The organism is Micromonospora sp. HM5-17 (assembly GCF_003762835.1).
Classification (GTDB): Bacteria; Actinomycetota; Actinomycetes; order Mycobacteriales; family Micromonosporaceae; genus Plantactinospora.
Genome location: NZ_RJWA01000014.1, coordinates 32,432 through 56,426, shown reverse-complemented (window position 1 = coordinate 56,426; position 23,995 = coordinate 32,432). Strand labels below are relative to the sequence as shown.

Here is a 23,995-nt window from a genome sequence, read left to right as displayed (position 1 = left end):
TCGCACCCGGCCCGCCCGGTCGACCTACCCGGCAGGCGTCGTCTCGGCGAGCCCCGCCGGCGCCGGGGCGTACCCGACCGGCCGGGTGGTGAAGGTCCCCCGGCCCTGGCTCCGGCTCCGTAGCCGGGTCGCGTACCCGAACAGCTCGGCCAGCGGCACGATCGCGGTGACCAGCACCATGCCGCCCCGGATGGTCGAGCCGACGATCCGGCCACGCCGGGCGACCAGGTCGCCGAGGACACCGCCGACGACGTCATCCGGCACGGTGACCGTGACCTCGACCACCGGCTCCAGCAGCGCCAGCTGGCAGGCCCGGAGCGCCTCCCGCAGCGCGAGCCGGCCCGCGGTCCGGAACGCGAGTTCCGAGGAGTCCTTCGGGTGGGTCGCGCCGTCGGTCAGGGTGACCCGCACCCCGGTCACCGGATGGCCGCCGAGCGGCCCCTCGGCGAGCGCGTCCCGGCAGCCGGCCTCCACCGCCCGGACGTACTCCTTCGGCACCCGGCCGCCGACGACGGTCGAGTCGAACGCGAAGCCCAGCCCGCCGCCGTCGTACTCCCGAATGCCGCCGGTGTCGTCGGCCAGCGGTGCCACGTCCAGGACGACGTGGGCGAACTGCCCGGCGCCGCCGTCCTGCTTGACGTGCCGGTACAGCACTCCGGAGACCCCGCGTACGACGGTCTCCCGGTACGCCACCTGCGGCCGTCCGACCCTGACCGCCAGCCCGTGGACGCGGCGGATCCGCTCCACCGCCACCTCCAGGTGCAGTTCACCGAGCCCGGAGAGCACCGTCTGGCCGGTCTCGGCGTCGGTCCGCAGTGCCAGCGACGGATCCTCCTCGACCAGCCGGGCCAGTGCCGAGGCCAGCCGCTCCGTCTCGGTGTTGTGGCGGGCCTCGACCGCCACCGAGACCACCGGCTCGGCCACGACCGGCGGCTCGAACACCAGCGGCGCGTCCGGGGCACAGAGCGTCGCCCCGGCCCGGGCGGCCTTTGGCCCGACCACGGCCACGATGTCCCCGGCCGTCGCCTGGTCGACCCCGGTGTGCCGGTCGGCCTGAACCCGCAGGATCCGGGCGATCCGTTCGGTCCGCCCCGAGCCGGCGTCCCGCACCGACTCTCCCCTCCGGACCGTGCCGGAGTAGACCCGCAGGTACGTCAGCCGTCCCGTCGGGGTGACGATGACCTTGAACACCAGGGCCGCGAAGGGCGCGGCCGGGTCGGCGGGGCGACGGAGTTCGGCCCCGTGCCAGCTGCCCCGCACCGCGGGCACGTCCACCGGCGACGGCAGGTACGCGACGACCGCGTCCAGCAGCGGCTCGATGCCCCGGTTGCGGTACGCGGAGCCGCAGAGGACCACCACTCCGGCATTGGTACGGGTCAGCTCGCGCAGCGCCTCGACCAGCGTCGGCGTGCTGACCTCGCCCCGGTCGCAGAACTCCTCCAGCGCGGCCGGGTGCAGTTCGGCCACCGCCTCCTCCAGCGCCCGGCGTCGCCGTACCGCCTCGGCCCACAGCTCCGCCGGCACCGGTCCCTCCTGACACGCCTCCTGGCCCTCGGGCCAGACCAGTGACCGGAGGCCGACCAGGTCCACCACCCCGGTGAACCCGTCCTCCCGGCCGATGGGTAGCTGCACCACCAGCGGGACGGCACCGAGCCGGTCCCGGATCGACCGGACCGCCGCGTCCAGGTCGGCGCCGGCCCGATCCAGCTTGTTGACGAACGCGATCCGGGGAACGCCGTGCCGGTCGGCCTGCCGCCACACCGACTCGCTCTGCGGTTCGACCCCGGCGACCCCGTCGAAGACGGCGATCGCCCCGTCGAGCACCCGCAGCGCCCGTTCGACCTCGTCGGCGAAGTCGACGTGGCCCGGGGTGTCGATCAGGTTGATCCGGTGGTCGTCCCAGGTACAACTGACGGCGGCGGCGAAGATGGTGATGCCCCGGCTGCGCTCCTGGGGGTCGAAGTCGGTGACCGTGGTGCCGTCGTGCACCTCGCCCCGCCGGTGGGTGGCGCCGGTGACGTACAGGATCCGTTCGGTGATCGTGGTCTTGCCGGCGTCGACGTGGGCGAGGATGCCGAGGTTGCGGGTACGGGTCAGGTGGTCGAGAGTGCTGCGGTGCGGGTTGGTACGCACGGTCGGGTGCCTTCCTGGACGATGACTTCGGGACGGCGCGATGGGCGACGAACCCGACCCACCCGGTCACCAGCGGGGTCCGACGTGGACGGACCGGCGCCTGGGCCAGGGCGATCGCGACCGGCGCCGTCCGACACACCGCCGCGCGGGCGCGCGTGTCCGGGCGGCGCGCGGGGGTGGTGGGCGGCGGCCGTGGGCTGTGGGGGCGACCGGTCAGCGGCGCGGGGACGTACCCGGATCGGTGTCGGCACCCGGAGCCGGGCGGGCGTTCCCGCCAGCGCGGTTCCGGGGGGTACGCGACCGGGCGTCCCGCCGGTCAGGGACCCAGCCCCGGCGGACGGTCGGTGTCAGTGGTTCGTCGCGAAAGCCGGGGTCAGCCGCGCGGGCCGACTCCGGACGCCGACGAAGACGCCAGAATCACCTCGTGCCGTGACGGAGGAATGACCACAGCGGTGCGGTACTGCACGGCCGGCTCCCCTCACTGGCATGGTGGCGCGGCCGGATCGTGGCCGCGCGTGGATCATTCCGACCATACCGGGTCCGGCGCGGGCCCCGGAAGCGACTTTCCCGCCCGGCGCCCCGCGCCGACCCGGCCGGCTCCCCCATCGGCCGGGGCAGCCACCGCACGCCCGGTGATCCGCGCTGCCCAGCCGGTCATCCACCTGCACGGTCACCGCACGGTCGGGGTGGTTACCGCACCGCGCCGGCGGTGAGGCCCTGGACCAGGAAGCGTTGCAGCAGCAGGAAGCCGGCCGCGACCGGGACGCTGACCACCAGGGAGGCGGCCATCACCTGGTTCCAGTAGACGCCCGCCTGGCTGGAGTACAGCTGCAGCCCGACCGGCAGGGTCCGGCTCTGCTCACTCGTCATGATCGAGGCGAACAGCACCTCGCTCCACGCGGTCACGAAGGCGTAGACCGCGACCGCCACCACGCCGGGAACGGCGACCGGCAGCACCACCCGGACCAGCGCGCCGACCGGGCCGGCGCCGTCGACCAGGGCGGCCTCGTCCAGTTCGCGGGGAATCGCGTTGAAGTAGCCGACGAGCATCCAGATCGAGAACGGCAGCGAGAAGGTCAGATAGGTGACGACCAGGCCGAGCCGGGAGCCGTACAGGGTGATGCCGGTGAGCCGGTCGAGGTTGACGTAGATGAGGAAGAGCGGGAGCAGGAACAGGATGCCCGGAAGCATCTGGGTGGAGAGCACGGTGACCGAGAAGAGACGGCGGCCGGGGAACCGGAACCGGCTGATCGCGTACGCCGCGACGATCGCGACCAGCACCGAGCAGATCGCGGCGGTGGTGGCGACCACCACGCTGTTGACGAAGTAGCGGCCGAGCGGGATCGTCCGCCAGATGTCGACGAACGGGCGCAGGGTCAGCTCGGACGGGATCCACCGGAAGGTGCCCTGCACGTCGCGCAGCGGCTTGACGGCCGAGGTCGCCATGACGTACAGCGGGAGCAGGACGAGGCCGGCGAAGCAGACCAGGCCCACCCGGCGGACCCAGCGGAACCAGCGGGGCTCAAAGAGCACGGCGGCGCCTCCCTGACGTCAACAGCAGGTACCCGACGGTGACCGCGAGCAGGAAGAGCAGCAGCAGCACGGACATCGCCGAGCCGAGCCCGAAGTTCCAGGTGACGAAGGAACTCTGGTAGATGTGGATCGAGATCAGGTCCGCCTGTTCCGGCGCCGCGGGTCCGAAGAGCACGTACGGCGTGCTGAAGTCGTTGAAGGTCCAAAGGAAGAGCACCAGGACCAGCACCAGGTTGACCGGCCGGAGCATCGGCAGGGTGACCCGGCGGATCTGCTGTGCCGGTCCGGCGCCGTCGATCGCCGCCGCCTCGTAGAGCTCGGTGGCGACGTTCTGCATCCCGGCCATGATGATCAGGAACGCGAACGGCCAGTGCCGCCAGATCGAGACCGCGACGACGGCGAGAAAGCTACGGTCACCGATCAGCCAGAACGGCCGGTCGTCGGTCAGGCCCAGGTTGTCCACGAGCAGGTGGTTGAGCATGCCGGTGTCGCGCTGGAACATGAAGCTCCAGGCGATCACCGCCGCGTAGGCGGGCAGCGCGTACGGGACCAGGAAGAGGGTGCGCAGCAGTCCCCGGACGCGCATCGGGCGCTGGAGCAGCAGGGCCGCCATGAAGCCGACCACGACCCGGCGACCACCAGCAGCGCGTACGCGACGGTGATCCCGAGCGAGCGGACCAGCGCGGCGCCGAGCGCCGAGTCGAGGTCGAGCGCCACCCGATAGTTACGCCACCCCGCGTACGGTGCCGCCGCCCAGTCACGGATGAAGAACTGCGTCAGTTCGCGGAAGCTCATCCAGATCCCGACCGCCATCGGTACGAGGTGGACGAGCAGTTCCAGGACGAGCGCCGGCGCCAGGAGCAGGTACGCCAGCCCGGGCCGGCGCCACCCCGCCCCGGCGCCGGCCGGCCGCCACCGGCCCCGAACGGCCCGGGCGAGCCGGGACCCCGGGACTCCGCTCGGGACCGTCCCACCGGCCCCCGTCCGTTCCGGGCCCGTCGGGCCGACGTCCGTGCCGCCAGGAGCCGGCCCGCCGGTGGGTGTCGCGGCCGGCCCGGAGCGGTCAGCCACCGGCACCCATCTCCTGCTGCGCCTTCAGCAGCGCCGCGTGGACCTCCGCCTCGCCGACCGGCTGCCCGCTCGCCACCCGGGCGAAGAGGTCCCGCATCGCGGTCCCCACGGTCGTCTCGAACTGGCTCTCCTGCGGCACCTGGGGCAGCGGCGCGGCGGTGGTGGCGAGCACCTCCTGGAAGACCTTGAGCTGTGGGGTCTGGAAGGCGGGGTCGGCGTACGCGTCCGTCACCACGGGCAGCGATCCGAACGCCTTGTTCAGGATCCGCTGCTCCTCGACGCTGGTCAGGAACCTCACCAGCTCCAGCGCACCCTCCCGGTTGTCGGTGTTCTTGAAGACCGAGATGTTGATCCCGGCCACGTGGCTGTTGACCCGCCGGCCCCCGGGAGGCAGCGGATCCGCGATCGGGGGCGGCGCCACGCCGTACTCGTCGGGGCTCATCCCGAGGGTGGCCAGGACGTTCAGCGCGCTGTTCTGCCAGAGCAGCATCGCCGCCTTGCCGTTGGCGAAGTCGCCGATCGGCTGGGGCGGCGTGGTGTACTCGGCGTTGCTCGGGTTGACGATCTTGTGGGTCGCCATGAAGTCGAGGTACTGCTTGACCGCCATGACGTGGTGGTGTTCGGCGAACCGCGGCCGGCCGAGGACGTCGAAGAAGTCCGCCCCGTGCTGCTGACCGAAGATGAACGCGTGGTGGGCGTTCTCGGTGTAGCTCGCGCCCTCGATCGCCAGACCCCACTGGTCGCCCCTGGTCAGCCGCTTGCCGACCTCGACGAACTCCGTCCAGTTCTTCGGTGGGGTGGTGATGCCGGCCTCGGCGAAGAGCCGCTTGTGGTAGAAGAGCCCGTACGCCAGGCCGTAGAGCGGAATCGAGGTGGGCGGTTGCCCCTCGGCGCCGGTGGCCGCGAAGCTCGGCCCGAGGAATCGTTCCCGCCCGCCGAGCGCGGCGATCTCTGCGTCGCCGAAGGGCAGGAAGGCGCCGGTGGCCTGGAGCGAGGCGGCCCAGGTGTTGCCGATGTTGAGTACGTCCGGCCCCTGGCCGGAGGTGGTGGCCGCCAGGATCCGGTTGAGCAGGTCGGGCCAACCGATCACCTCCAGCTCCACCCTGATCCCGGTCGCCCGCTCGAACTTGTCCAGCTCCGGGCGGAGGATCCGTCGGTCCTCGTCGAGGCTGGACGCCTGGTTGCTGGCCCAGTAGACCAGGGTGCGGTCGTCGCCCCCGCCGTCGTCGCCGCACGCAGCCACCGGACCGAGCAGCAGGGCCACCGCGGCGATCGCTCCGACCATCCGGAATCTCATGCCTACCCCCGACGCCTACACGGAAGCGATCGGCGGGTCCACCGATCGTCATCGATCCATCGAAATGTATCGAGTAACGGATGTCAAACGGTGGCCCTGCTCACCTCACCGCCGGGGATCGTGCCTCGACCCGGACCCTCAGCCCTGCGGAGTGTCAGCCTCCAGGGCGGCCCGGAGCAGGTCCCGGGTGGTCTCGTCGAAGGCGACCAGCCGGATCCGCTCCACGGTGGACGACGTGGCGCGCAGGGTCCCGACCGCGATCCGCGCCGCCCGCTCGGGCGGGAAGCCGTAGATTCCGGTGGCGATGGCCGGAAAGGCCACGCTGCGGGCGCCGATCTGGTCCGCGACCGCCAGGCAGCGGCGGTAGCAGGAGGCGAGCACCTCGGCCTCGCCGTGGCCTCCACCCCTCCACACCGGACCCACGGTGTGGATGACGTGCCGGACCGGCGGATCGAGGTCGAAGGCGGGCGTCGCCACCGCCTCGCCGGGCGGGCAGGGCCCGACGGCCGCGCCCGCCTCGGCCAACCGTGGTCCGGCGGCGCGGTGGATCGCGCCGTCCACCCCGCCACCACCCCGCAGCGACGGGTTCGCGGCGTTGACGATCGCGTCGACCTCTTCCCGGGTGATGTCTCCGAGTACGACCTCGATGGTGGTCATGGCGCGATGATGCCAGGCCGAACCCGCCCGGGTGGGCTCAGCCGGCGAACCGGACCGGCGGCTGGGGCCCGGTCCAGGCGCAGGACGGCCCCTCGGGGCAGAGCGGCTTCGGGCTCGGCGGCTCGACCTGGAGGGTCGCGTGGTCGATGCCGAACTCGTCGTGCAACCGTCGCCGGGCCGACGCCAGGACGTCGCCCACGTCGGCGGTGTCGGTGACGGCGAGGTGCGCGGAAACGACCTCCATGCCGGAGGTGAGGGTCCAGACGTGCAGATCGTGCAGGTCGGTGACGCCGTCGAGGGCCCGCAGCCGCTCCCGGACCCGCGCAACGTCGAGGTGCGCCGGCGCCGCCTGCACCAGCACCCGTCCGGCCGCCAACGCCAGCCGCCAGGTGCGGGGCAGGATGAGCAGTCCGACCGCGACGGCGACGAGCGGGTCTGCGTACCGCCAGCCGGTCGTCGCGATGACCACGGCGGCGACGATCACGCCGACCGAGCCGAGCAGGTCACCGAGGACCTCCAGGTAGGCGCCGCGCAGGTTGAGGCTCTCCCGGGCGCCGACCCGCAGCAGCAGAAGGGCGACCACGTTCGCGGCCAGGCCGCCGACCGCGACCGCCAGCATCGGGCCGGCCGCGACCTCGGGTGGCTCGCCGATCCGGCGTACCGCCTCCACCAGGACGACGAGCGCCACGCCGGAGAGGAGCACCGCGTTCGCCAGCGCGGCGAGCACCTCCAACCGGTACAGGCCGAACGTGCGCTGCGGATCCTTCGACGTCCGGCCGGCGGCGGTGATCGCCGCCAGCGCCATGCCGATGCCCAGCACGTCGGTGAACATGTGACCCGCGTCGGAGAGGAGCGCGAGGGAACCGGTCCACCAGGCGGCGGCGGCCTGCCCGACCATGGAGAGCGTCAGCACCCCGAACGCCCACCAGAGCCGCCGGCGGTGCCGCTGCCCTGCCCAGCTGAGCGGACTGGCGTGGTCGTGTCCGGCCCCCATCTGTCACCTCCGTCGTCCCACCGCCAGGACAACGTATGCGGACATCGCTATATATGCAAACTGGAAGTGGATATCAGAACGCGAACCGCCCCGCCACCGGGGGTGGCGGGGCGGTTCGGCGCCCGGGCTCGGGTCGCTACAACATCGACACGTGGACGTGGTCCGTGTGGTCACTCGCGCCGCTGTAGGACTTCCAGCCGGTCGCGGGGAACCAGATCTCCTTGTACCAGATCACGTAGAGGATGCCGAGCCGGTCCGCGTTACGGACCAGGAAGGCGGCGAGGTCGTTGCCGTACTTCATCTCGTCGTTGTTCGCGGCCCGGCGAAAGCCGGACTTGATCAACGACCAGTCACAGGCACGTCCCTTCGGGTGCTCGTACGGCCCGCCCGGCCGGTAGCAGCCGACGAACCGGTTGAACCCGGCCCGCCTGACCTCCTTGTACATGTGCAGCGTGCGGGCGGTGATGCAGCCGCTGGTGGTCGGATCGTCCTGGTTGCACGGCAACGGCGGAAAACCGTCCTCCATCCCGGGGCCGGGCCGGGCGACCGGGGAGGTGGCGTCGACCAGGCCCTTGTTCGGCCGACTGATGCCGCCGACCAGGGCCAGCGCCTTCTCGGCATCGGTCTTCTGCTTCTCGATGACCTTCTTGGCGGCCTTCTGCTTCTCGATCTCGGCGTCGACCGCCGCCTTGGCGGCGCTGACCTGCTGGCGTGCCTCGTTCAGCGCCCGCAGCTTCTGGTTGTTGATCAGGTTCAGCTCGTCCAGCGCGGCCATCCGCTGGAGGAAGGACTCCGAGGTGGCGCTGTTCAGCAGCATCGACACCGCGCTGAGCTTCCCGGTCCGGTACGACTCGGCAGCGATCTCAGTCGCCTCCGGGGCGAGCGCGTCGACCCGGGCCTGCGCCTCCTCGAGCTGCCTGGCGAGTTCCTTCTGCCGCTTCTCGGACTTCTTGAGCGCGGCCTTGGCCTCGGCGTACCGCTTGCCCGCGTCGGCGAGCACGTCACCGAGCAGCGGCGTCTCGACCTCTCCCTCCGGGCCCGGCTTCGGTGCCGCCGAGGCTGGAGACGGAGCGGCGATCAGCGATACCGCGGTGACCAGTGCCAGGGCAAGCGCCAGCCTGTGGCGTAGGGGTGCCCTCACATGTATCCCTTCCGTCGGCCGCCGACCGGGTTAGCTGACGGGTTCGGGATGGAAGTTGTCCCTACCGCTGTCGCGGATTCACCCCAGGAACCTGGGTCCCCGGCTCGCCACGCGGCGATTAGGCGGCGATCAGCGCCGGCACCAGCCGGTGCCCGGCGGCGATGAACGGCAGACAGCATACCCGGTGCCACTTCCGCAATGGCAAGGCCCGATTCACGGAAAAAATTGTTGCGAAGCAACGACTATCAGTAATCGCGACGCATAAATAGGATCGACAACACTCTCTACTCGTTTTCCATTCACCATCCGAGGTCGATCATTTACGAAGCGCGTACCCGCAGCGTGCGGGAGGCACCGACGTCCAGGATGGTCGGTCGTCGACCGTGACGACACGGCACCCGCGCCGGCGCCCACGACGCTGTGGACAACCACGCTGGGTCACGGTGTCCGGCCACCGTCGACCGCGGCCGGGTCGGTCGGATCACCGACGCCCGAGGTGCCCGGCCCGCCACGGCCGGCAGGCCGCCACCGCGGCGCCGGCCGCGATCGCCCCGGCGACCAGTGCCTCCCGGTGCTGGGACAGCCACACCTGCGGGCTGTGCCGGGTCGACCGCTCGTCGAAGGAACCGTGCGCGCCGTGGTCGGTCCCGTCGCGGCCGTCGACCGGGTGCCACAGGTTGACCGGCCGCCGCGGGTCCAGCGGCTCGTCCGTCTGCTGCGACCGATAGGCGGAGCGCGCCAGGTACCGGTCGAGCAGCCCGGGGACGAGGCGGTTGCCGACGATGGCGCCGACGGTCGAGCGGCCGACCCAGTACTCGCGCCGGCCGGGCCGCGCGGCGGCGTACAACACGGCTCGGGCGGCCACCTCGGGCTGGTAGATCGGCGGTACGGGCTGGGGCTGGTTGCGCAGCCGGGCGAGGACCCACCCGAACTGCGGCGTGTTCACCGCCGGCAGGTGCACCATGGTGACCCGTACGCCGCTACGGTCGTGCAGCAGTTCGGTGCGGAGCGCCGTGGTGAAGCCGACGATGGCGTGCTTGGCCCCGCAGTACGCGGACTGCAGCGGGATCGAGCGGTACGCCAGCGCCGATCCCACCTGCACGATGGTTCCCGAGCCGCGCGGCAGCATCCGGGCGAGTGCGGCCTGGGTGCCGTGGACGTAGCCCAGGTAGGTCACCTCGGTCACCCGGCGGAACTCCTCCGGCCGGGTCTCGGTGAAGGGCGCGAACACCGAGGCGAAGGCGGCGTTCACCCACAGGTCGATGGGGCCGAGTTCGCGGGTGGCGCGGTCCGCCGCCGCCTCGACCTGCCGGTGGTCCGACACGTCGGTCTCGATCGGCAGCGCCTCCCCGCCCCTGGCCCGGACATCCTCGGCGGCGCCGCGCAGCCCGGCCTCGCCCCGGGCCAGCAGGGCGATCCGAGTCCCCCGGGGCGCCAGCAGTTGGGCGACCGCCCGGCCCACTCCCGCGCTCGCTCCGGTGATCACCGCTACCCGCGGCGCAGGTCGGCCCCGCATCTGCGCTCCTCTGGTCCACCCTGGTCGCCCCGGGCGCCTCGGCCGAGGTGCCACACACTCTCCACCAGCGACGTACCCGCTACCCACTCCGTACGCCGGCAAACCGACGCGCTCCTCCGGTACTCCCCCCGGCTGCCGGAGCGTCCACGCCGTCACCCGTCCAGGTGAGGATGGCCGCGGCATTCCCGGGGTATCCGCCGGGACGGGGCGCGGGCGGGGACCGGCGACGGGATGGCGGGCGGAGGAACGGCGATGGGGTGGCGGGCGGAGGAACGAGTGCATGCACGCGCGGTACCGGCGACGACGCTCGGTGCCGCGCTAGCGGCGCAGGTCGCGCCCGCGGTGACCGCGCTGCCGGGCATCCGGCTGCGGTTCTTCCCCCGGCTCAGCGGTCGGGGCGTACCCGGCCACGTCGCGTTGACCTTCGACGACGGCCCGGACCCGGCGTCGACCCCGCACTTCCTGGAGACGCTCGCCGCCTACCGGACCCGCGCGACGTTCTTCCTCCTCGGCTCCATGCTGAACCGGGCGCCGGAACTCGGCCTCGACCTCGTCGCCGCCGGGCACGAGGTGGCGGTGCACGGCTGGTCCCACCACAACCTCCTGCTCCGCGGCCCGCACGCGACGTACCGCGACCTGGCCCGGACCCAGGAGCTGATCCGGGCGGTGACCGGCCGGCCGCCCCGGTTCTTCCGGCCGCCGTACGGCGTGTTCAGCGCCGCCGCGCTGATGGCGGCCCGCCGGCTCGGCCTGACCCCGGTGCTCTGGACCTGCTGGGGCCGGGACTGGACGAGAACGGCGACCCGCTCCTCGGTGCTGCGTACCCTTCGGTCCGGCCTGACCGACGGTGGCACCGTGCTGCTGCACGACTCCGACTGCACCTCCGCACCCGGCGCCTGGCGAGCCAGCCTGGCCGCCCTGCCCCACCTGCTCGACGAGTGCCGGCGTCGGGGGTGGCGGGTCGGCCCGCTCGGCGAGCACGGCGCGGGCCGGAGGGAGACACCGGCGCGGCGGGCACGGTCAGGCTTCCCCGGTCGCCTGGAGGCCAGCGGCTGAGCGACTGCCACGGCCGGGGTCGGCCGGCCGACCCGTGCTGCCGAGGATCGCGGTGGTGACGGCCGCGGCGGGACGGCGGGCGGGACGGGCACCGCGACCGCCGCGGCGGCGCGGGCGACGGCTCCGGTCACGGTCACGGTCGCGGGCGGGAGCGGGCGTCCGGGCCGGGACCGCCCGCCGACCGGCTCGGGCTCGACGCCGCCGTCTCCACCGGTCGGGTTCGGGACCGCGCGACCGGCGGCTGGACCGGCAGCGGCGGCCGGACCCGGGCCACCACGCCGACGTGCACCTGCCGGGCCGCGCGCAGCGCCGCGAACAGCCGGTACGCCCCACGGCCGACGAGCCGGTGCTTCAACCCGAGCGTGCCGCGCGGGGGCCGGTAGCCGCCCGGGGGCACGTGGCGGCGGTACCGGGTCACGATCTCGGCGAAGAACTCCCGGCGCCGGTGTGGCGGCACCCGGCGCGGGTGGCCGAGCACCTGGAGCAGGTGCCAGATCATCCGCTCGAAGATCAGCTGACGGAGTTCGCTCGACACCTCCGCGGCCGATCCGAGCCCGGCCATCACCCGGTCCCAGTGCGCGAAGACCTCGAAGTGGCGGTCGCTGACCGTGCAGGTGATCGCGCCCGAGGGACGCTGCCGGTACGCGTAGCAGCACCGGTCGAGCAGGCTGATCCGCGGCGCGGCCAGCATCAGCGGGAAGCTGAACGACACGTCCTCGTACCAGCCGGACCCGAAGGCCAGCCCCAGGTTGGTGAGGAAGCCCCGCCGAATCACCTTGTTGCAGGTGATGTGCAGCACCTGCAACAGGCCGGGAACGTCCCGCAGGGCGAAGACCTCGGGCGGCGGCGCGCCCCCGGCGACGCCCGAGAGCGGGCAGTGCCGGATGCGGCCGTCCGGGTAGTGCCGGGTGTACGCCGTGACCAACAGGTCCGGGCGGGTCCCGGTGAGCCGGTCGGCGACCGCCGGCAGCGTTCCCGCGGGCAGCCAGTCGTCGGCGTCGACGAACCACACGTACTCGCCGGTGGCCCGCGCCAGGCCGGCGTTGCGGGCCGCGCCCAGCCCACGGTTGACCGGGAAGGTCAGCACCACCATCCGGGGGTCACGGGCGGCGTACCCGGCCAGGATCTCGGCGCAGCCGTCGGTCGAGGCGTCGTCCACCGCGACCAGTTCGAGGTCGGAGAAGGGCTGACCGAGGATCGAGTCCAGGCAGTCCGCCAGGTAGTCCCGTACCTGGTAGACCGGGACGATCACGCTGAGCATGGTCACCGTCGACAACCTCCGGGGGAGGACGGAGACCGAATCGTAGCGCCGGGTAATCGGACGCCACGCGCTCAGTAACTATCGAGTGACCAAATCGTGACTTGTCACCCTGATCATCACCTGTCCGGTACGTGCGCTCAGCCCAGGCTGGCCACCCAGTTCCACAGGTCCACGACCCACTCCGTCTGGCGCAGGTACGCCACCCCGACCGCCACCAGGAAGACCCCGGTGACCAGGTGCGACGCCCGTGCCGTACGCCGGATCCGACCGAGCTGACGCTCCAGGACGACCCGGCCGACGAGCCGGGAGAGCGCGAAGAGCCCGACCGCGATGCCGAGGGTGAGCAGGAAGGTGACCACCGGGCTGGTCAGGTCGCCGCGCCCGGAGATGGCCCAGATCCCCCAACAGACGAAGGCGAAGAGGCCGCCGATCATGCTCCAGTGCGCCCCCAGGCGCAGTTGCCGCCAGTGATACCCAGGGGGCAGCTGCGGTCGCGGTTCGACACCCGGCCACTCCGGGCCGATCGGCTCGGTCGGCTCCGGCTCCGGACGGGGCCGGGGCACGCCCACCTGCGCCACCCCGCGCCGGAATCCCGGCGGCTCCGGCGGCATCTCGACGGTCCGCTCCGCCCACGGCGTCTGGTCTGACATCGATCCTCCCCATCGATGGCGCCCGCCGGGGTCTTCCATTGATCTGACTCCGGCGCCATCCGTGCCCGTATCCGAGGGTAGCCAGGCGACAAAGCGGTCGCCGAGGCGCGGGCCCGACAGACCACTCCGGTCGGTAACCGCCCCGACGAACGAACCCGAAACCGGCCTCCGACCCCGGCGAACGGACGGAGCCGGTCCGGGGACGCCGCTGCCGCGGAGGACGGTAGTGTCACCACATGACCGATTCCGAGCGTCGGCGACGACGGCTCCGGCACGATCCGAACGCCACGGCGGAGGAGGGCCGACGCGGGTCGGAACCCGGACCGGTCGGCGTTCCGGCCGGCGACGACCGCGACACCGAGCGGGGCCTGCGCGGCCTGGTCGGTTCGGGCGCCTCCCAGGTCAGTGTCCGCGCGGCCATGCGGGCCCGGGACGCCGCCCGTCCCACCGAGGCCGACCTCGCCGAGGCCGCCGAACGGCTGGTCCTGGTCCGGCGCAACTGGGTGCCCCGCGAGGAACTCCCCCGCCACCGGCGCTGACCCGGCGGGACGCAGCCCCCGGCCTCGACGCCGGCACGCCGGACACCGCGGCGGCGTATCCGCGAGGCCGGACGACCAGACCGACCGGTCAGGGGGTGGAGGGCAGGGCGGGCAGCACGTCGGTGCGCTCGTACTCCGCGACCTGCGCGATCCGGCGCGCGTGCCGCTCGGCCCCGGAGAACGGCGTACTGAGGAAGGCCTCGACGATCGCGGTCGCCTCGTCCAGGGTGTGCTGCCGGGCGCCGATCGCCACCACGTTCGCGTCATTGTGCTGGCGGGCGAGCTGGGCCGTCTCCAGGTTCCAGGCCAGTGCCGCCCGTACCCCGGCGACCTTGTTGGCGGCGATCTGCTCGCCGTTGCCGGAACCTCCGATCACCACGCCCAGGCTCCCCGGGTCCGCGACGACCCGGGCCCCGGTGTGCAGGCAGAAGACGGGGTAGTCGTCGTCCGGGTCGAAGACGGACGGCCCGACGTCCACCAGCTCGTACCCCTGCTTGGCCAGGTGGCTGACGAGGTGCACCTTCAGTTCGTAGCCGGCGTGGTCGGCTCCCAGATAGACGCGCATGTCCCGCAGTCTGTCAGCCCGGTCGGCGGCGCCGCCGGCGGGCACGGTGCCAGCCGGACAGATCACAACCCGACCCGGTGTGCCGACCGGTCGCGCGGCGTGTGCCGGCCGGCCCCGCCCGACCGGCGTCAGCAGCGCGCCCCGGCCCGGCCGGCATCGGCAGCGCCGCCCGCTACCGGGCGTCGTCGCGGTGCAGCTCCGCCAGGACCAGACCGGCCCGGGCCTTCGGCGTGAACCAGGTGCTCTTCCGGGGCATCTTCTGCCGGGCCAGGTTGACCGCCACGAAGTCGTCCACCGTCACCGGGGCGATCAGCACGGCGAGCTCCGCCCGACCGGCGTCGACCTCCCCCACCAGCCAGCTCGCCGGGTAGTCCCCACCGACGTACGTGATCCGCTTGTCCCCCGGGTCGAGCCCGAGCGCGTCCCGCAGCACCAGCCGCTCGACCAGCGCGTGATCCAGGTTCTCCACCCTGCCGCCGGACCCGGCGGGCAGCGTCACGGCGTACGCCTGTCCGGCCAGGTAGAGCAGCACGGTCCCGCCCGCTTCCGGTACGGCCGGCGGACCGGCCACCGGCTCGATCCGCGCCCCCGCCCCGCGCAGCCGGCCGAGCAGCTCCTCCGGGGCGCTGGTCAGCTCGCTCACCAGCCGGTTGTACGGCTGGATCGCCACCGAGCCGGGGGTGGTGATCACGGCGAGGAAGCGGGGCAGCTTCCCGAGCTGCGCCGCCAGGCTGCGGTGGTTGCCGTCCGCGACGACCAGCTCACCGGCACCGGCCAGCGCCAGCAGCTCGTCCTGCCGGGCGCCCGGCCCGACGACCCAGATCGCATGCGTACGGCCGGCCTGGTCGAGGTCGGTGGCGGCGGGCGCCCCGGCCGCCTCGGTCGCCTCGGCGAGCGCCCGGTGCAGGGCGTCGGCCGCGTCCGGCGGTGCGCCCCGCGGAGCCCGGTTGCCCGTCTGGAGCAGCAGCACCGGAGAGAGCAGGTGCCCGGTCGCCTCGGCCAACGCGACCCGCTCCCGGACCTTGGCGATGAAGACCTCCTCGTTCCGGATCACCAGCCCGGGCTCGTCCGCGCTGGTCGAGATCTGGTCCGTGTCGACCATGGCGAAGAGGCCGTAGGCGGGCTCGTCGCCGGGCGAGGTGATCCGGTAGAGGACCACCACCTCCTCGGCGGGGGTGTAGCTGCCGTCGGCCTTCGCGTCGGCGAGCCTGGCGACGGCGTCGGGCAGGGAGTCGGTGAACGAGCGGCCGAGACTCTCCGGCGCGCGGTGCGGCATCTCGATCGCGAGGGCGCTGTGCGGATTCGTCCGGATGATCTCGGTGATCTCGGCGTCGTCGGCGAACTCGTCGTAGTTCTGCGCGCCGGTGCCGCCAGTGGTGATCCAGGCCCGGCTGATCGGATGCACGACCGTCATGTGCCGTGACGCTACCGCCGGCCCCACACCCGCCACCCGCATACCCCGCCGGTGTCCATCCCATGGGCGGGTACGGGGTCGCCGGCGGCCCATCGGTGCGGACCGCCGGCGACCCGCCCGGTCGCGGGCTCAGTCGAAGCTCGGCTCCTCGGTACGGGTCCGCTTCAGCTCGTAGAAGCCGGGGGTGCCGGCGACCAGGAGCACCCCGTCCCAGAGCCGACCCGCCGCCTCGCCCTTCGGGGCCGGGGTCACCACCGGACCGAAGAACGCCATGGTCTGACCCGGCACCGGACCGGGGACGTGGATCACCGGGGTACCCACGTCCTGCCCGACCGGCTTCATCCCCGCGTCGTGGCTGGCGCGCAGCGCCTCGTCGTACTCGGTCGAGTCGGCGACCTCGGCGAGCGCCGGATCCAGGCCGACCTCGGCCAGCGCCGCGCGGTACAGCTCGGGGCCCCGCTCCTGCCGGGCGAGGTGGATCCGGTTCCCCAACGCGGTGTAGAGGTCGCGGACCGCCTGCGAGCCGTGCTGCTGCTCGACGGCGATGCAGATCCGCACCGGGCCCCACGCGGTGTCGAGGAGCTTCCGGTACTCCTCCGGCAGGTCCCGCCCCTCGTTGAGCACCGACAGGCTCATCACCCGGAACCGTACGTCGACCGGCCGAACCCGCTCCACCTCGAGAAGCCACCGGGAGGTGATCCAGGCCCAGGGGCACACCGGATCGAAGAACATGTCAACAGCCGCGCGCTCGGACACGCCGACTCCCTTCGTCGTCGAGTCGCCAGAAATGGCGACACGTTAAGGAATCTTCACCCCGGCGCCCCGACGACGGCACTGGGATGAGACCGTGACCTGGGGCACCCGGCCCGCCGCCGAGGCATGACAGACTCGGGCGGAAGCCGTGGCAATGGGCTCGACATGCTGTCAACGGGGACAGACGCGCTGTCAGCGGAGACAGCAGCGGTGAGATCGGATGGAGATTCACGTGCCAGGAGTGCGAAACCTGACCCAGGTCGAGGCGGCAGAGCGGGGGCGGCTGCTCGACGTCACCGGGTACGACATCCACCTCGACCTCTCGTCCGCCGGACAGGCTGCGGAGAACCGCACCTTCCGCTCGGTCACCGAGGTCCGGTTCCGCTGCGCCGAGCCGGGCGCGAGCACCTTCATCGAGGTGGCCGCCGACGCGATTCGGTCCGCCACCCTCAACGGTGAGCCGGTCGACGTCGGCGGCTGGTCAGCCGAGGCCGGCCTCACGCTGCGCGATCTGGCGGCCGAGAACGTCCTGGTCGTCGACGCCGACTTCCTCTACTCCTCCAGCGGCCAGGGGCTGCACCGCAGCGTCGACCCGGTCGACGGTGAGACGTACCTCTACAGCCAGTTCGAGACCGCCGACGCCCAACGGGTCTTCGCCTGCTTCGACCAGCCCGACCTGAAGAGCGTCTTCACCTGGCACGCGACCGTGCCGGCGCACTGGCGGGTGATCTCCAACATGCCGGTCCGGGCCGAGGAGCCGGCCGGCGAGGGCACCAAGACGGTCCACTTCGCCGAGTCGGTCCGGATGAGCACCTACATCACCGCGCTCTGCGCCGGGCCTTACCACGAGGTGCGGCGTACCCACGACGGCATCGACATGGGCTACTTCTGCCGGGCCAGCATGGCGCGGTACTTCGACCCCGACGACCTGCACCTGATCACCCGGCAGGGCTTCGACTTCTTCCACCGGCAGTTCGGGGTCCGCTACCCCCTGCCAAAGTACGACCAGGTCTGGGTCCCCGACTTCAACGCCGGTGCGATGGAGAACCTCGGCTGTGTCACCCACGCCGAGGCGCACTACATCTTCCGGTCCCAGGTCACCGACTTCGAGTACGAGCAGCGGGCCAACACGATCCTGCACGAGCTGGCCCACATGTGGTTCGGCGACCTGGTGACGATGCGCTGGTGGAACGACCTCTGGCTGAACGAGTCGTTCGCCGAGTGGGCCAGCCACTGGTGCAACACCAACGCGACCCGCTTCACCGACGCCTGGACCACCTTCCTCTCGGTCCGCAAGAACTGGGGCTACCGCCAGGACCAGCTCTCCTCCACCCACCCGGTCTACTGCGAGATGCCGGACCTGGAGGCGGTCGAGGTCAACTTCGACGGCATCACGTACGCCAAGGGCGCCAGCGTGCTCAAGCAGCTCGTCGCGTACGTCGGCGAGACGGCGTTCCTCGACGGTCTGCGCAGCTACTTCGGCAAGTACGCCTGGGGCAACGCCACCTTCGACGACCTGCTGACCGAGCTGGAGGCGGCCTCCGGTCGGGAGCTGCGCAAGTTCGCCGCCGAGTGGCTGGAGACCGCCCAGGTCAACACGTTGCGTCCGGAGGTGGAGATCGGGCCGGACGGCACGTACCGCGCGGTGGCGGTCCGGCAGGAGGCGCCGAGTGCGCACCCCACGCTCCGGACGCACCGGATCGGGGTGGGCCTCTACGACCTGGTCGACGGCCGGCTCGTCCGGCGGGACCGGATCGAGGTCGACGTCACCGGGGAGCGGACCGAGCTGCCCCAGCTCGTCGGGGTCGCCGCCCCGGACGTCCTGCTGCTCAACGACGACGACCTGACGTACGCCAAGCTCCGGCTCGACGACCGGTCGATGGCGACCGTGGTGGAGCACATCGCCGGCTTCGAATCCTCGCTGGCCCGGGGCCTCTGCTGGGCGGCGGCCTGGGACATGGTGCGCGACGCCGAGCTGGCGGCCCGCGACTACGTGGCGCTGGCGCTGGCCGGGCTGCCCGCCGAGACCGACATCAACCTGGTCACCGCGACCCTGCGGCAGGTGGCCGCCACCCTCACCTCGTACGCCGACCCGGACTGGGCGCCGACCGGCTGGGCGGCCCTCGCCCGGACCGCCCGGGCCGCGGTGACCACCGCCGCGCCGGGCAGCGGCCTGCAACTCGCCTGGGCCCGCACGTACGCCACGGCGGCCCGGAGCGACGACGAACTCGCCGTGCTGCGCGGCTGGCTCGACGGCGTCGAGCTGCCGGCGGGGCTGACCGTCGACACGGAGCTGCGCTGGACCGTGCTCCGGGCGCTGGTGGCGGGGGGTGCGGCCGGCCGGGAGGAGATCGACGCGGAACTGGCCGCCGACCGGACCGCCAGCGGCGAGCGGGAGGCGGCGCAGGCCTACGCGCTGGTGCCGACCCCCGAGAACAAGGCCGAGGTGTGGCGCGCCCTGACCGGGGACGAGCCGCTGCCGAACTGGCGCAACCGCGCGCTGCTGCAGGGCTTCCAGCACCCGGCCCAGGTCGAGCTGACCGCGCCGTACGCCGAGCGCTTCTTCGCCGACGTCGCCCGGGTCTGGGCCAACCGGGACAGCGAGCCGGCGCAGGAGTTCGTGCTCCTGGCCTACCCGGCGTACCAGATCAGCGAGGAGACGGTTCGGGCCACCGACGCGTGGCTGGCCGAGCCGGGACACCCGGCTCCGCTGCGTCGGCTGGTCGCCGAGGGCAAGGACGGGGTGCTCCGGGCGCTGAGGGCCCGGGCCCGGGACGCTGCCGCGGCCAGCGCCTGATCTCGGGTACGTCGATCGGGCGGGCCGGTTCTCCGGCCCGCCCGGCGGGTACGGTTGGCCGGCCCGACGGGCACGGCCGGTCGGCCCAGGCGCCGGTCTCGGCGAGGGCCGGACGACGATCAGGCGGCGCGGCCGGCCCGGGTGGCGAGCTGGTCGAGCCCGGTGACGATGCCTCCGGCCAGGTCACCGCCGCCGAACGCCGCCACCATCGAGAGGGCGGCCAGCTTGGCGTCCCGGTCCGGGATCCGCTTACGTGCCTCCGAGCCGGTCACCACCTCCAGCACCCGCTGGTTCGGCGACAGCGCGATCAGGACCGCGCGGGCCGGGTCGGCGATCGTGGCGTGCAGCCGCTGCGCGTGCTCGCGGACCGGCTCGTCCAGCGGACCGACGTAGACCGAGAAGATCAGCCCGGTCGACTGGTCGGCGATCCGCAGCGCGTCGTCGATACGCAGGAGCTGGCGGGTGGTGAACGGGCCGTCCAGCACGTCCGGCCGAGCGGCGGGGTGCTCGGTACGCGATTCGGGCACGTCGGTCGTCGCCACGCTCTTACCAGCGGTCACTTGCGCCCCCTGTCACGCCCGCGCGCTTCGGCGCGCTGATGGTTTCGATCTCGCCACTGGTCAGCGCCCTGGCCTCCGCGCCCTCCGGCAGGGCGGTGCGGGCGGCGTCGGTCAGATGCTTGGGCGAGGAGAGGAACCAGACCGGGGTGAACGTGAACGGCCGTCCCGGGCGGTACCGCTTGGAACCGGCGCCGCTGCCTCGACCGATCCGCGCCAGCACGGTGATCACCAGCACGGCGGCGAGTGGGATGGCGACGAAGATCAGCAACGTCTCGGAAACAGACAACCTCAACGCCCCCAGGCGACAACGGGATCATCGTGCCCGGCCAGGCGGCGTGACAGCCCGTCGGCCGCCCGATCCAGTCTTCGTTCACGGTAGCGGAAAGCGACACCCGCCTGATCTCGGGGTGCCGCATCCCGCCCCGCCCCACCCGAGGTGGCGCCCGGCTCCGGCGACCTCGGCCGGCTCCGCGACCTCGGCGGGGCCGGCGAGGGCTGACAGGTCCGGCGGGTCCGGTGGGGCCGGCGCACACCACCGACCCCACCGGACCGCGGTACGGCTACCCCCTCACCGGAGCGCGTAGGCCCGGATCACCGTCTGCCGGACGCTGGTGCCCGCCCGGTCGGTGGCGGTGGCCCGAAGCGAGACGAAGTCGGCCCCCTTCGGGTGGCGCAGCAGCACCACACCGGTCCCGCCAACCGCGACGACCGTGGCCCGGCGCCAGGTCCGGCCGTCGTCGTACGAGACCTCGACCGCCAGCGACCGGATGCGCGGGGCCGCGGATCCGGGCTGGCCGAGCACGGCGACCGGGATCGCGAACAGCCGTCCGGCCGGGGCGGCGTTCTCCTGGTCCAGCGGCGGGCTGAACCGGACCGTGGCCAGCGGCAGTCGTACCGGGTCGTCCCCGACGTACCCGGATCGGAAGGACCAGACCGCCTCCACCCGGGTGGAGACCGTGAAGGGGGCGCCCCGGGTCGCCGTCGCCTCGATCCGGTAGTCCGCGGTCTCGGCCGGCACGTCGAAGATCTCACCGAGCTGGTCGATCTCGCCGATCTTCGTGCCGTTGCGGTACAGGGCCAGCGACACCGACTCGGCGAGCGAGCCGCCGGGGCGGCCGGCGCCGTCGCCGAACATCGGCGGCGCCACGTAGAGCTGGTTGCCGACCCGGCTGACCCAGTCCTCCGGCGAGATGGGCTCGGCCAGGGTCGGGCCGAAGACACCCTGGTTCCACTGCTCCCGGGTCACCGTCCCGCGCCGGTACGTCACACCCGTTGCCTGCTGGAACGCGACGGTCTGTTCCCAGCCCTCCCCGTCCCGGACCCACTCCTCGAAGTAGCGGTCCCACCGGAGGCCGTCGTCGGTGTTGAAGTACTCCGTCCGGGCCAGCGGCGTGGTGAACGGGATCAGCAGCGACCAGCCCTCCTCGGAGATCCCGGGCAGGATTCCGAACTCGCTGGTCCAGGCGCCGGAGTCGGCGTCGGTGACGTGCCGGGCGTACCGCGACCGGACGGTGGCCAGCTCGGCCTCGCGGACGGCGCGGGTGAAGCCGGTGAGGATGGTGCCGGGCTGCGCCCAGGTCAGGTGGTAACGAAACGGGCTGTCGCTCGGCGAGCCCTCCGCGTCCAGTTTCGCCCAGATTCCCGCGACCCGGCTGAGGAACCCGTCGGTGGGCCGGTCGCCGAGCCGTCCGACATAGAGCCTGTTGCCGGGCCCACCGAGCAGGCTGAAGCCGGCGCTGGCCTCCGGCCGCTCCACGGTGACACTGACCTCGGCGAAGACCATCTCGGCGTCCGGCCGGGGCACGGTGACCGAGACCTCCCCGGCCTCGCGGGCGTCCACGGTCAGGGTTGTCGGCGCGGTGACCTCGATGGCGGGCTGCGCCAGCAGGCTGGTCTGGTACGCCGGCCGGATCGGATCCGGGTCCTCCGGCGGCGCCTCGGCGACGAAGCTCAGCAGCGCGTAACGGCCCTTGGGCAGCCGCAGCGTCGCGGTGCCGTCGTCAGAGAAGACGTCGTACGCGCCGAGGTTGTCGTCGGTGAAGAGCACGGTCCGGTGCTCGACCGTCGGGGCACCGGTGCGGTCCAGGTGTCGGACGGTGACGTCGTAGCTCTCCACCTCGCGGTCGATCGCCAGCGGCGTCCCCACCACCGCCGCGCCGTCGACGCTGCCGACCAGCCGGCCGGTGTAGTAGCCGTCCGGCGCGGAGACCCGGGTGTCGGCGGTGACGGTCACCTCGGCGGTGCCGCCGGCCGGCACCGTCACCGTCGCCGGGCTCACCGTGAACATTCCGGCCGGGGCCGGCGTCCCCGCCGGTCCGGTCACCGCGAACGAGAGGTCGAGCGTCACCGCGGTGGCGCCGCTGTTGGCGTACGTGATGGTCCGGCTCACCGGGGCGTCGTCGTGGTGCGGCCAGTACTGCCGGCCGAGGCTGACGCTCGGCGGGTCGGCGGCGACGGTCTGGGCGACCGCCCGGGCCACGTCGACCCGGCCGGCGCCCTGGGCGAACACGCTCAGCTCGGGGTTCGGCACCGCGGACGCCATCAGGGCGGCCTTCAGCGCCGGTCCCCGCCACCCCGGCTGTCGCTGGGCGAGGATCGCCGCCGCGCCGGTGACGTGCGGTGCCGCCATGGAGGTGCCGGAGGCGGCGACGTACGGGTCGGACTCGTCGGGGAAGGCGTCCGAGCTGCGGGCGGCGACGATACCCACCCCGGGGGCGGTGAGGTCCGGCTTGAGCCCGGCGTCGCCGACGCGCGGACCGCGGCTGGAGAAGTCGGCGAGGGTGTCGTCGCGGTCGACGGCGCCCACCGCGAGGGCGGCGTCGGCGCTGGCCGGAGACGAGATCGTGCCGTCCTCGCCGCTGTTGCCGGCGCTGATCACGAAGAGGGTGCCGTACCGGTCGGTGAGGCTCTCCACGGCGGCCTCGATCGGGTCCACCGCGGGCGTGTCCGGTCCGCCCAGACTCATGTTGACCACCGCGGCGCCCTGCTCGGCGGCCCACTGCATGCCGGCCAGAATCCACGACTCGGCGCAGCCGCGCACGAAGCAGACCTTGCCGTCCAGCAGTCTCGCGCCGGGCGCCACCCCCCGGTTCCGGCCGCCGGAGGCGGCCCCGGTGCCGGCGATGGTGGCGGCGACGTGGGTGCCGTGTCCAACCAGGTCCCGGTCGTCCTCGTTCCCCTCCGTGAAGTTCGCCCGGCCGACCACCTGGCCGGCGAGGTCCGGGTGGTCGGCGTCGATCCCGGTGTCCAGCACCGCGACCGTGACGCCGGTGCCGTCGTACCCGTCCTGCCACGCGGCGGGGGCGCCGATCTGCGGCACGCTGTGCTCCAGGGTCGGCTTCCGCAGACCGTCGAGCCAGACGCCGGTGAGGCCGCCGCGCAGGCCCGCGCTCCCCGCCCCGTCGGCGATGCTTCGCCACAGGTCGGCCAGGCGCGGCTTGGCGGCGCGGATCGCCGTCCCGCCGACGGCCGGCAGCTCCCGGACCACCTCGGCGCCCCGCGCCCGGGCGAGCGCGCTGCCCCGGGCCGCGCCGCCGGCCCCGGCGGTGAGGATCAACGGAAGGTCGCCTCGGCGGTCGTCGTAGCCGAACTCGAGCAGGGTGGTCACGTCGAAGAGCCGGGCGTCGACCCGGCCGGATCGCAGCAGGGGGGCGGCATCGGCCGGCACCACGTGCAGGTGCCCGTCGCGCCGCAGCACCTGCATCGGGACGCCGGCCCGGCCGGGGCCCGGCCGGACGAGGGCCTGGCCGTTGGCGCCGACCGTGATCCGGTCCCCGGTGACCAGCGTCACCGACCGGGTCGCCCCGGCGGGCGAGCGGGTCGGGTCGGCCGCCGCGGCGGTACCGGCGACCGTCCCGGGCGCCGCGCCCGCCGGTCCCGCCCCGGCCAGACCGCCGAGCGATACGAGAAGGGCGGCGGTCACCAGACCGCCGCCCCACCTTGCCGATCGTGTTGCCATGTGTCCTCCTGTACCGGTTCTGACGTTTCCCGGCCATATAGAAGACACTCTGTACCGACCGACCGTTGCATGCGACGACCGTCGATCAGTCGGCGTGTCG

The 23,995-nt window shown here is 73.0% G+C and carries 20 protein-coding genes and 1 riboswitch; of the genes, 3 read left to right on the top strand and 17 right to left on the bottom strand.

The window, feature by feature from the left end:
• Positions 1-24: 24 nt before the first annotated feature.
• The 9 genes from fusA to EF879_RS25515 form a co-directional block, all read right to left on the bottom strand.
• Positions 25-2,133 carry an elongation factor G gene (gene fusA / locus EF879_RS25550; RefSeq protein WP_123562977.1) on the bottom strand — a complete coding sequence of 703 codons (2,109 nt, stop codon included), beginning with the start codon at positions 2,131-2,133 and terminating at the stop codon, positions 25-27.
• A 690-nt stretch (positions 2,134-2,823) separates the two neighbouring features.
• Positions 2,824-3,666, bottom strand: a complete 843-nt coding sequence (locus EF879_RS25545; RefSeq protein WP_233604752.1) for a carbohydrate ABC transporter permease — start codon at positions 3,664-3,666, stop codon at positions 2,824-2,826.
• Positions 3,656-4,279: a carbohydrate ABC transporter permease gene (locus EF879_RS25540; protein ID WP_199736607.1), complete on the bottom strand. Its 624-nt coding sequence runs from the start codon at positions 4,277-4,279 to the stop codon at positions 3,656-3,658. The genes EF879_RS25545 and EF879_RS25540 overlap by 11 nt, the downstream gene beginning before the upstream one ends.
• Entirely contained in the window at positions 4,183-4,737 is a 555-nt protein-coding gene (locus EF879_RS27810) for a hypothetical protein (protein ID WP_199736606.1), read from the bottom strand. The genes EF879_RS25540 and EF879_RS27810 overlap by 97 nt, the downstream gene beginning before the upstream one ends.
• A complete protein-coding gene (locus EF879_RS25535) occupies positions 4,730-6,022 on the bottom strand; it encodes a sugar ABC transporter substrate-binding protein (RefSeq protein WP_233604751.1) in 1,293 nt (430 codons plus the stop codon). Before EF879_RS25535 ends, EF879_RS27810 begins: the two co-directional genes overlap by 8 nt.
• Positions 6,023-6,172: 150 nt before the next feature.
• Positions 6,173-6,691, bottom strand: coding sequence for an O-acetyl-ADP-ribose deacetylase (locus EF879_RS25530; RefSeq protein ID WP_123562972.1), 519 nt, complete (start codon positions 6,689-6,691; stop codon positions 6,173-6,175).
• 37 nt (positions 6,692-6,728) lie between these two features.
• On the bottom strand, positions 6,729-7,685 hold the full coding sequence (locus EF879_RS25525; protein ID WP_123562970.1) for a cation diffusion facilitator family transporter: 957 nt from the start codon (positions 7,683-7,685) through the stop codon (positions 6,729-6,731).
• 136 nt (positions 7,686-7,821) lie between these two features.
• On the bottom strand, positions 7,822-8,826 hold the full coding sequence (locus EF879_RS25520; RefSeq protein WP_123562968.1) for a hypothetical protein: 1,005 nt from the start codon (positions 8,824-8,826) through the stop codon (positions 7,822-7,824).
• A gap of 3 nt (positions 8,827-8,829) precedes the next feature.
• Positions 8,830-8,961: riboswitch (cyclic di-AMP (ydaO/yuaA leader) on the bottom strand.
• Between the two features lie 346 nt (positions 8,962-9,307).
• Positions 9,308-10,342: an SDR family oxidoreductase gene (locus tag EF879_RS25515; RefSeq protein WP_123562967.1), complete on the bottom strand. Its 1,035-nt coding sequence runs from the start codon at positions 10,340-10,342 to the stop codon at positions 9,308-9,310.
• Positions 10,343-10,594: 252 nt separating this feature from the next.
• Here EF879_RS25515 and EF879_RS25510 point away from each other — a divergent pair, with 252 nt between their 5' ends.
• A complete protein-coding gene (locus tag EF879_RS25510; protein ID WP_123562965.1) occupies positions 10,595-11,398 on the top strand; it encodes a polysaccharide deacetylase family protein in 804 nt (267 codons plus the stop codon).
• A 133-nt stretch (positions 11,399-11,531) separates the two neighbouring features.
• Here the strand turns inward: EF879_RS25510 and EF879_RS25505 are convergent, their stop codons facing one another.
• Together EF879_RS25505 and EF879_RS25500 are read right to left on the bottom strand one after the other, a co-directional pair.
• On the bottom strand, positions 11,532-12,659 hold the full coding sequence (locus EF879_RS25505; RefSeq protein ID WP_123563031.1) for a glycosyltransferase family 2 protein: 1,128 nt from the start codon (positions 12,657-12,659) through the stop codon (positions 11,532-11,534).
• A 137-nt stretch (positions 12,660-12,796) separates the two neighbouring features.
• Positions 12,797-13,309: a hypothetical protein gene (locus EF879_RS25500; RefSeq protein ID WP_123562963.1), complete on the bottom strand. Its 513-nt coding sequence runs from the start codon at positions 13,307-13,309 to the stop codon at positions 12,797-12,799.
• A 236-nt stretch (positions 13,310-13,545) separates the two neighbouring features.
• Here EF879_RS25500 and EF879_RS25495 point away from each other — a divergent pair, with 236 nt between their 5' ends.
• Entirely contained in the window at positions 13,546-13,848 is a 303-nt protein-coding gene (locus EF879_RS25495; protein ID WP_123562961.1) for a hypothetical protein, read from the top strand.
• Between the two features lie 88 nt (positions 13,849-13,936).
• Here EF879_RS25495 and EF879_RS25490 read toward each other — a convergent pair whose 3' ends face one another.
• The 3 genes from EF879_RS25490 to EF879_RS25480 all read right to left on the bottom strand — a co-directional run bounded on the left by EF879_RS25490 (position 13,937) and on the right by EF879_RS25480 (position 16,583).
• Positions 13,937-14,413 (bottom strand): ribose-5-phosphate isomerase, encoded by a 477-nt coding sequence (locus EF879_RS25490; RefSeq protein ID WP_123563029.1) that lies wholly within the window; start codon positions 14,411-14,413, stop codon positions 13,937-13,939.
• Between the two features lie 172 nt (positions 14,414-14,585).
• Positions 14,586-15,827 (bottom strand): DUF1015 family protein, encoded by a 1,242-nt coding sequence (locus tag EF879_RS25485; protein WP_123562959.1) that lies wholly within the window; start codon positions 15,825-15,827, stop codon positions 14,586-14,588.
• A 129-nt stretch (positions 15,828-15,956) separates the two neighbouring features.
• A complete protein-coding gene (locus EF879_RS25480; protein WP_123562957.1) occupies positions 15,957-16,583 on the bottom strand; it encodes a disulfide bond formation protein DsbA in 627 nt (208 codons plus the stop codon).
• Positions 16,584-16,821: 238 nt separating this feature from the next.
• On the opposite strand from EF879_RS25480, the gene pepN reads away from it, so the two are divergent.
• A complete protein-coding gene (gene pepN / locus EF879_RS25475; protein ID WP_123562955.1) occupies positions 16,822-19,377 on the top strand; it encodes an aminopeptidase N in 2,556 nt (851 codons plus the stop codon).
• Between the two features lie 119 nt (positions 19,378-19,496).
• On the opposite strand, the gene EF879_RS25470 is transcribed toward pepN, so the two are convergent.
• From EF879_RS25470 to EF879_RS25460, 3 genes are all read right to left on the bottom strand, one after another.
• The gene (locus tag EF879_RS25470; protein WP_370375561.1) at positions 19,497-19,937 is read right to left on the bottom strand and encodes a DUF5130 family protein; all 441 of its coding nucleotides are present in this window, start codon (positions 19,935-19,937) and stop codon (positions 19,497-19,499) included.
• Complete coding sequence (locus tag EF879_RS25465; protein ID WP_123562953.1) at positions 19,924-20,205, bottom strand: hypothetical protein; 282 nt, start codon at positions 20,203-20,205, stop codon at positions 19,924-19,926. The genes EF879_RS25470 and EF879_RS25465 overlap by 14 nt, the downstream gene beginning before the upstream one ends.
• A gap of 300 nt (positions 20,206-20,505) precedes the next feature.
• The gene (locus EF879_RS25460) at positions 20,506-23,895 is read right to left on the bottom strand and encodes a S8 family serine peptidase (RefSeq protein ID WP_123562951.1); all 3,390 of its coding nucleotides are present in this window, start codon (positions 23,893-23,895) and stop codon (positions 20,506-20,508) included.
• Positions 23,896-23,995 lie beyond the last annotated feature (100 nt).

Excerpts from the sequence above, each read along its gene's own strand:
- EF879_RS25485 (WP_123562959.1), bottom strand. The coding sequence starts at position 15,827 with ATGACGGTCGTGCATCCGATCAGCCGGGCCTGGATCACCACTGGCGGC.
- EF879_RS25515 (WP_123562967.1), bottom strand. The coding sequence starts at position 10,342 with ATGCGGGGCCGACCTGCGCCGCGGGTAGCGGTGATCACCGGAGCGAGC.
- EF879_RS25505 (WP_123563031.1), bottom strand. The coding sequence starts at position 12,659 with ATGCTCAGCGTGATCGTCCCGGTCTACCAGGTACGGGACTACCTGGCG.
- EF879_RS25460 (WP_123562951.1), bottom strand. The coding sequence starts at position 23,895 with ATGGCAACACGATCGGCAAGGTGGGGCGGCGGTCTGGTGACCGCCGCC.
- EF879_RS25490 (WP_123563029.1), bottom strand. The coding sequence starts at position 14,413 with ATGCGCGTCTATCTGGGAGCCGACCACGCCGGCTACGAACTGAAGGTG.
- EF879_RS25525 (WP_123562970.1), bottom strand. The coding sequence starts at position 7,685 with ATGGGGGCCGGACACGACCACGCCAGTCCGCTCAGCTGGGCAGGGCAG.
- EF879_RS25535 (WP_233604751.1), bottom strand. The coding sequence starts at position 6,022 with ATGGTCGGAGCGATCGCCGCGGTGGCCCTGCTGCTCGGTCCGGTGGCT.
- EF879_RS25540 (WP_199736607.1), bottom strand. The coding sequence starts at position 4,279 with ATGGCGGCCCTGCTGCTCCAGCGCCCGATGCGCGTCCGGGGACTGCTG.
- EF879_RS25500 (WP_123562963.1), bottom strand. The coding sequence starts at position 13,309 with ATGTCAGACCAGACGCCGTGGGCGGAGCGGACCGTCGAGATGCCGCCG.
- EF879_RS25530 (WP_123562972.1), bottom strand. The coding sequence starts at position 6,691 with ATGACCACCATCGAGGTCGTACTCGGAGACATCACCCGGGAAGAGGTC.
- EF879_RS25510 (WP_123562965.1), top strand. The coding sequence starts at position 10,595 with ATGGGGTGGCGGGCGGAGGAACGAGTGCATGCACGCGCGGTACCGGCG.
- EF879_RS25495 (WP_123562961.1), top strand. The coding sequence starts at position 13,546 with ATGACCGATTCCGAGCGTCGGCGACGACGGCTCCGGCACGATCCGAAC.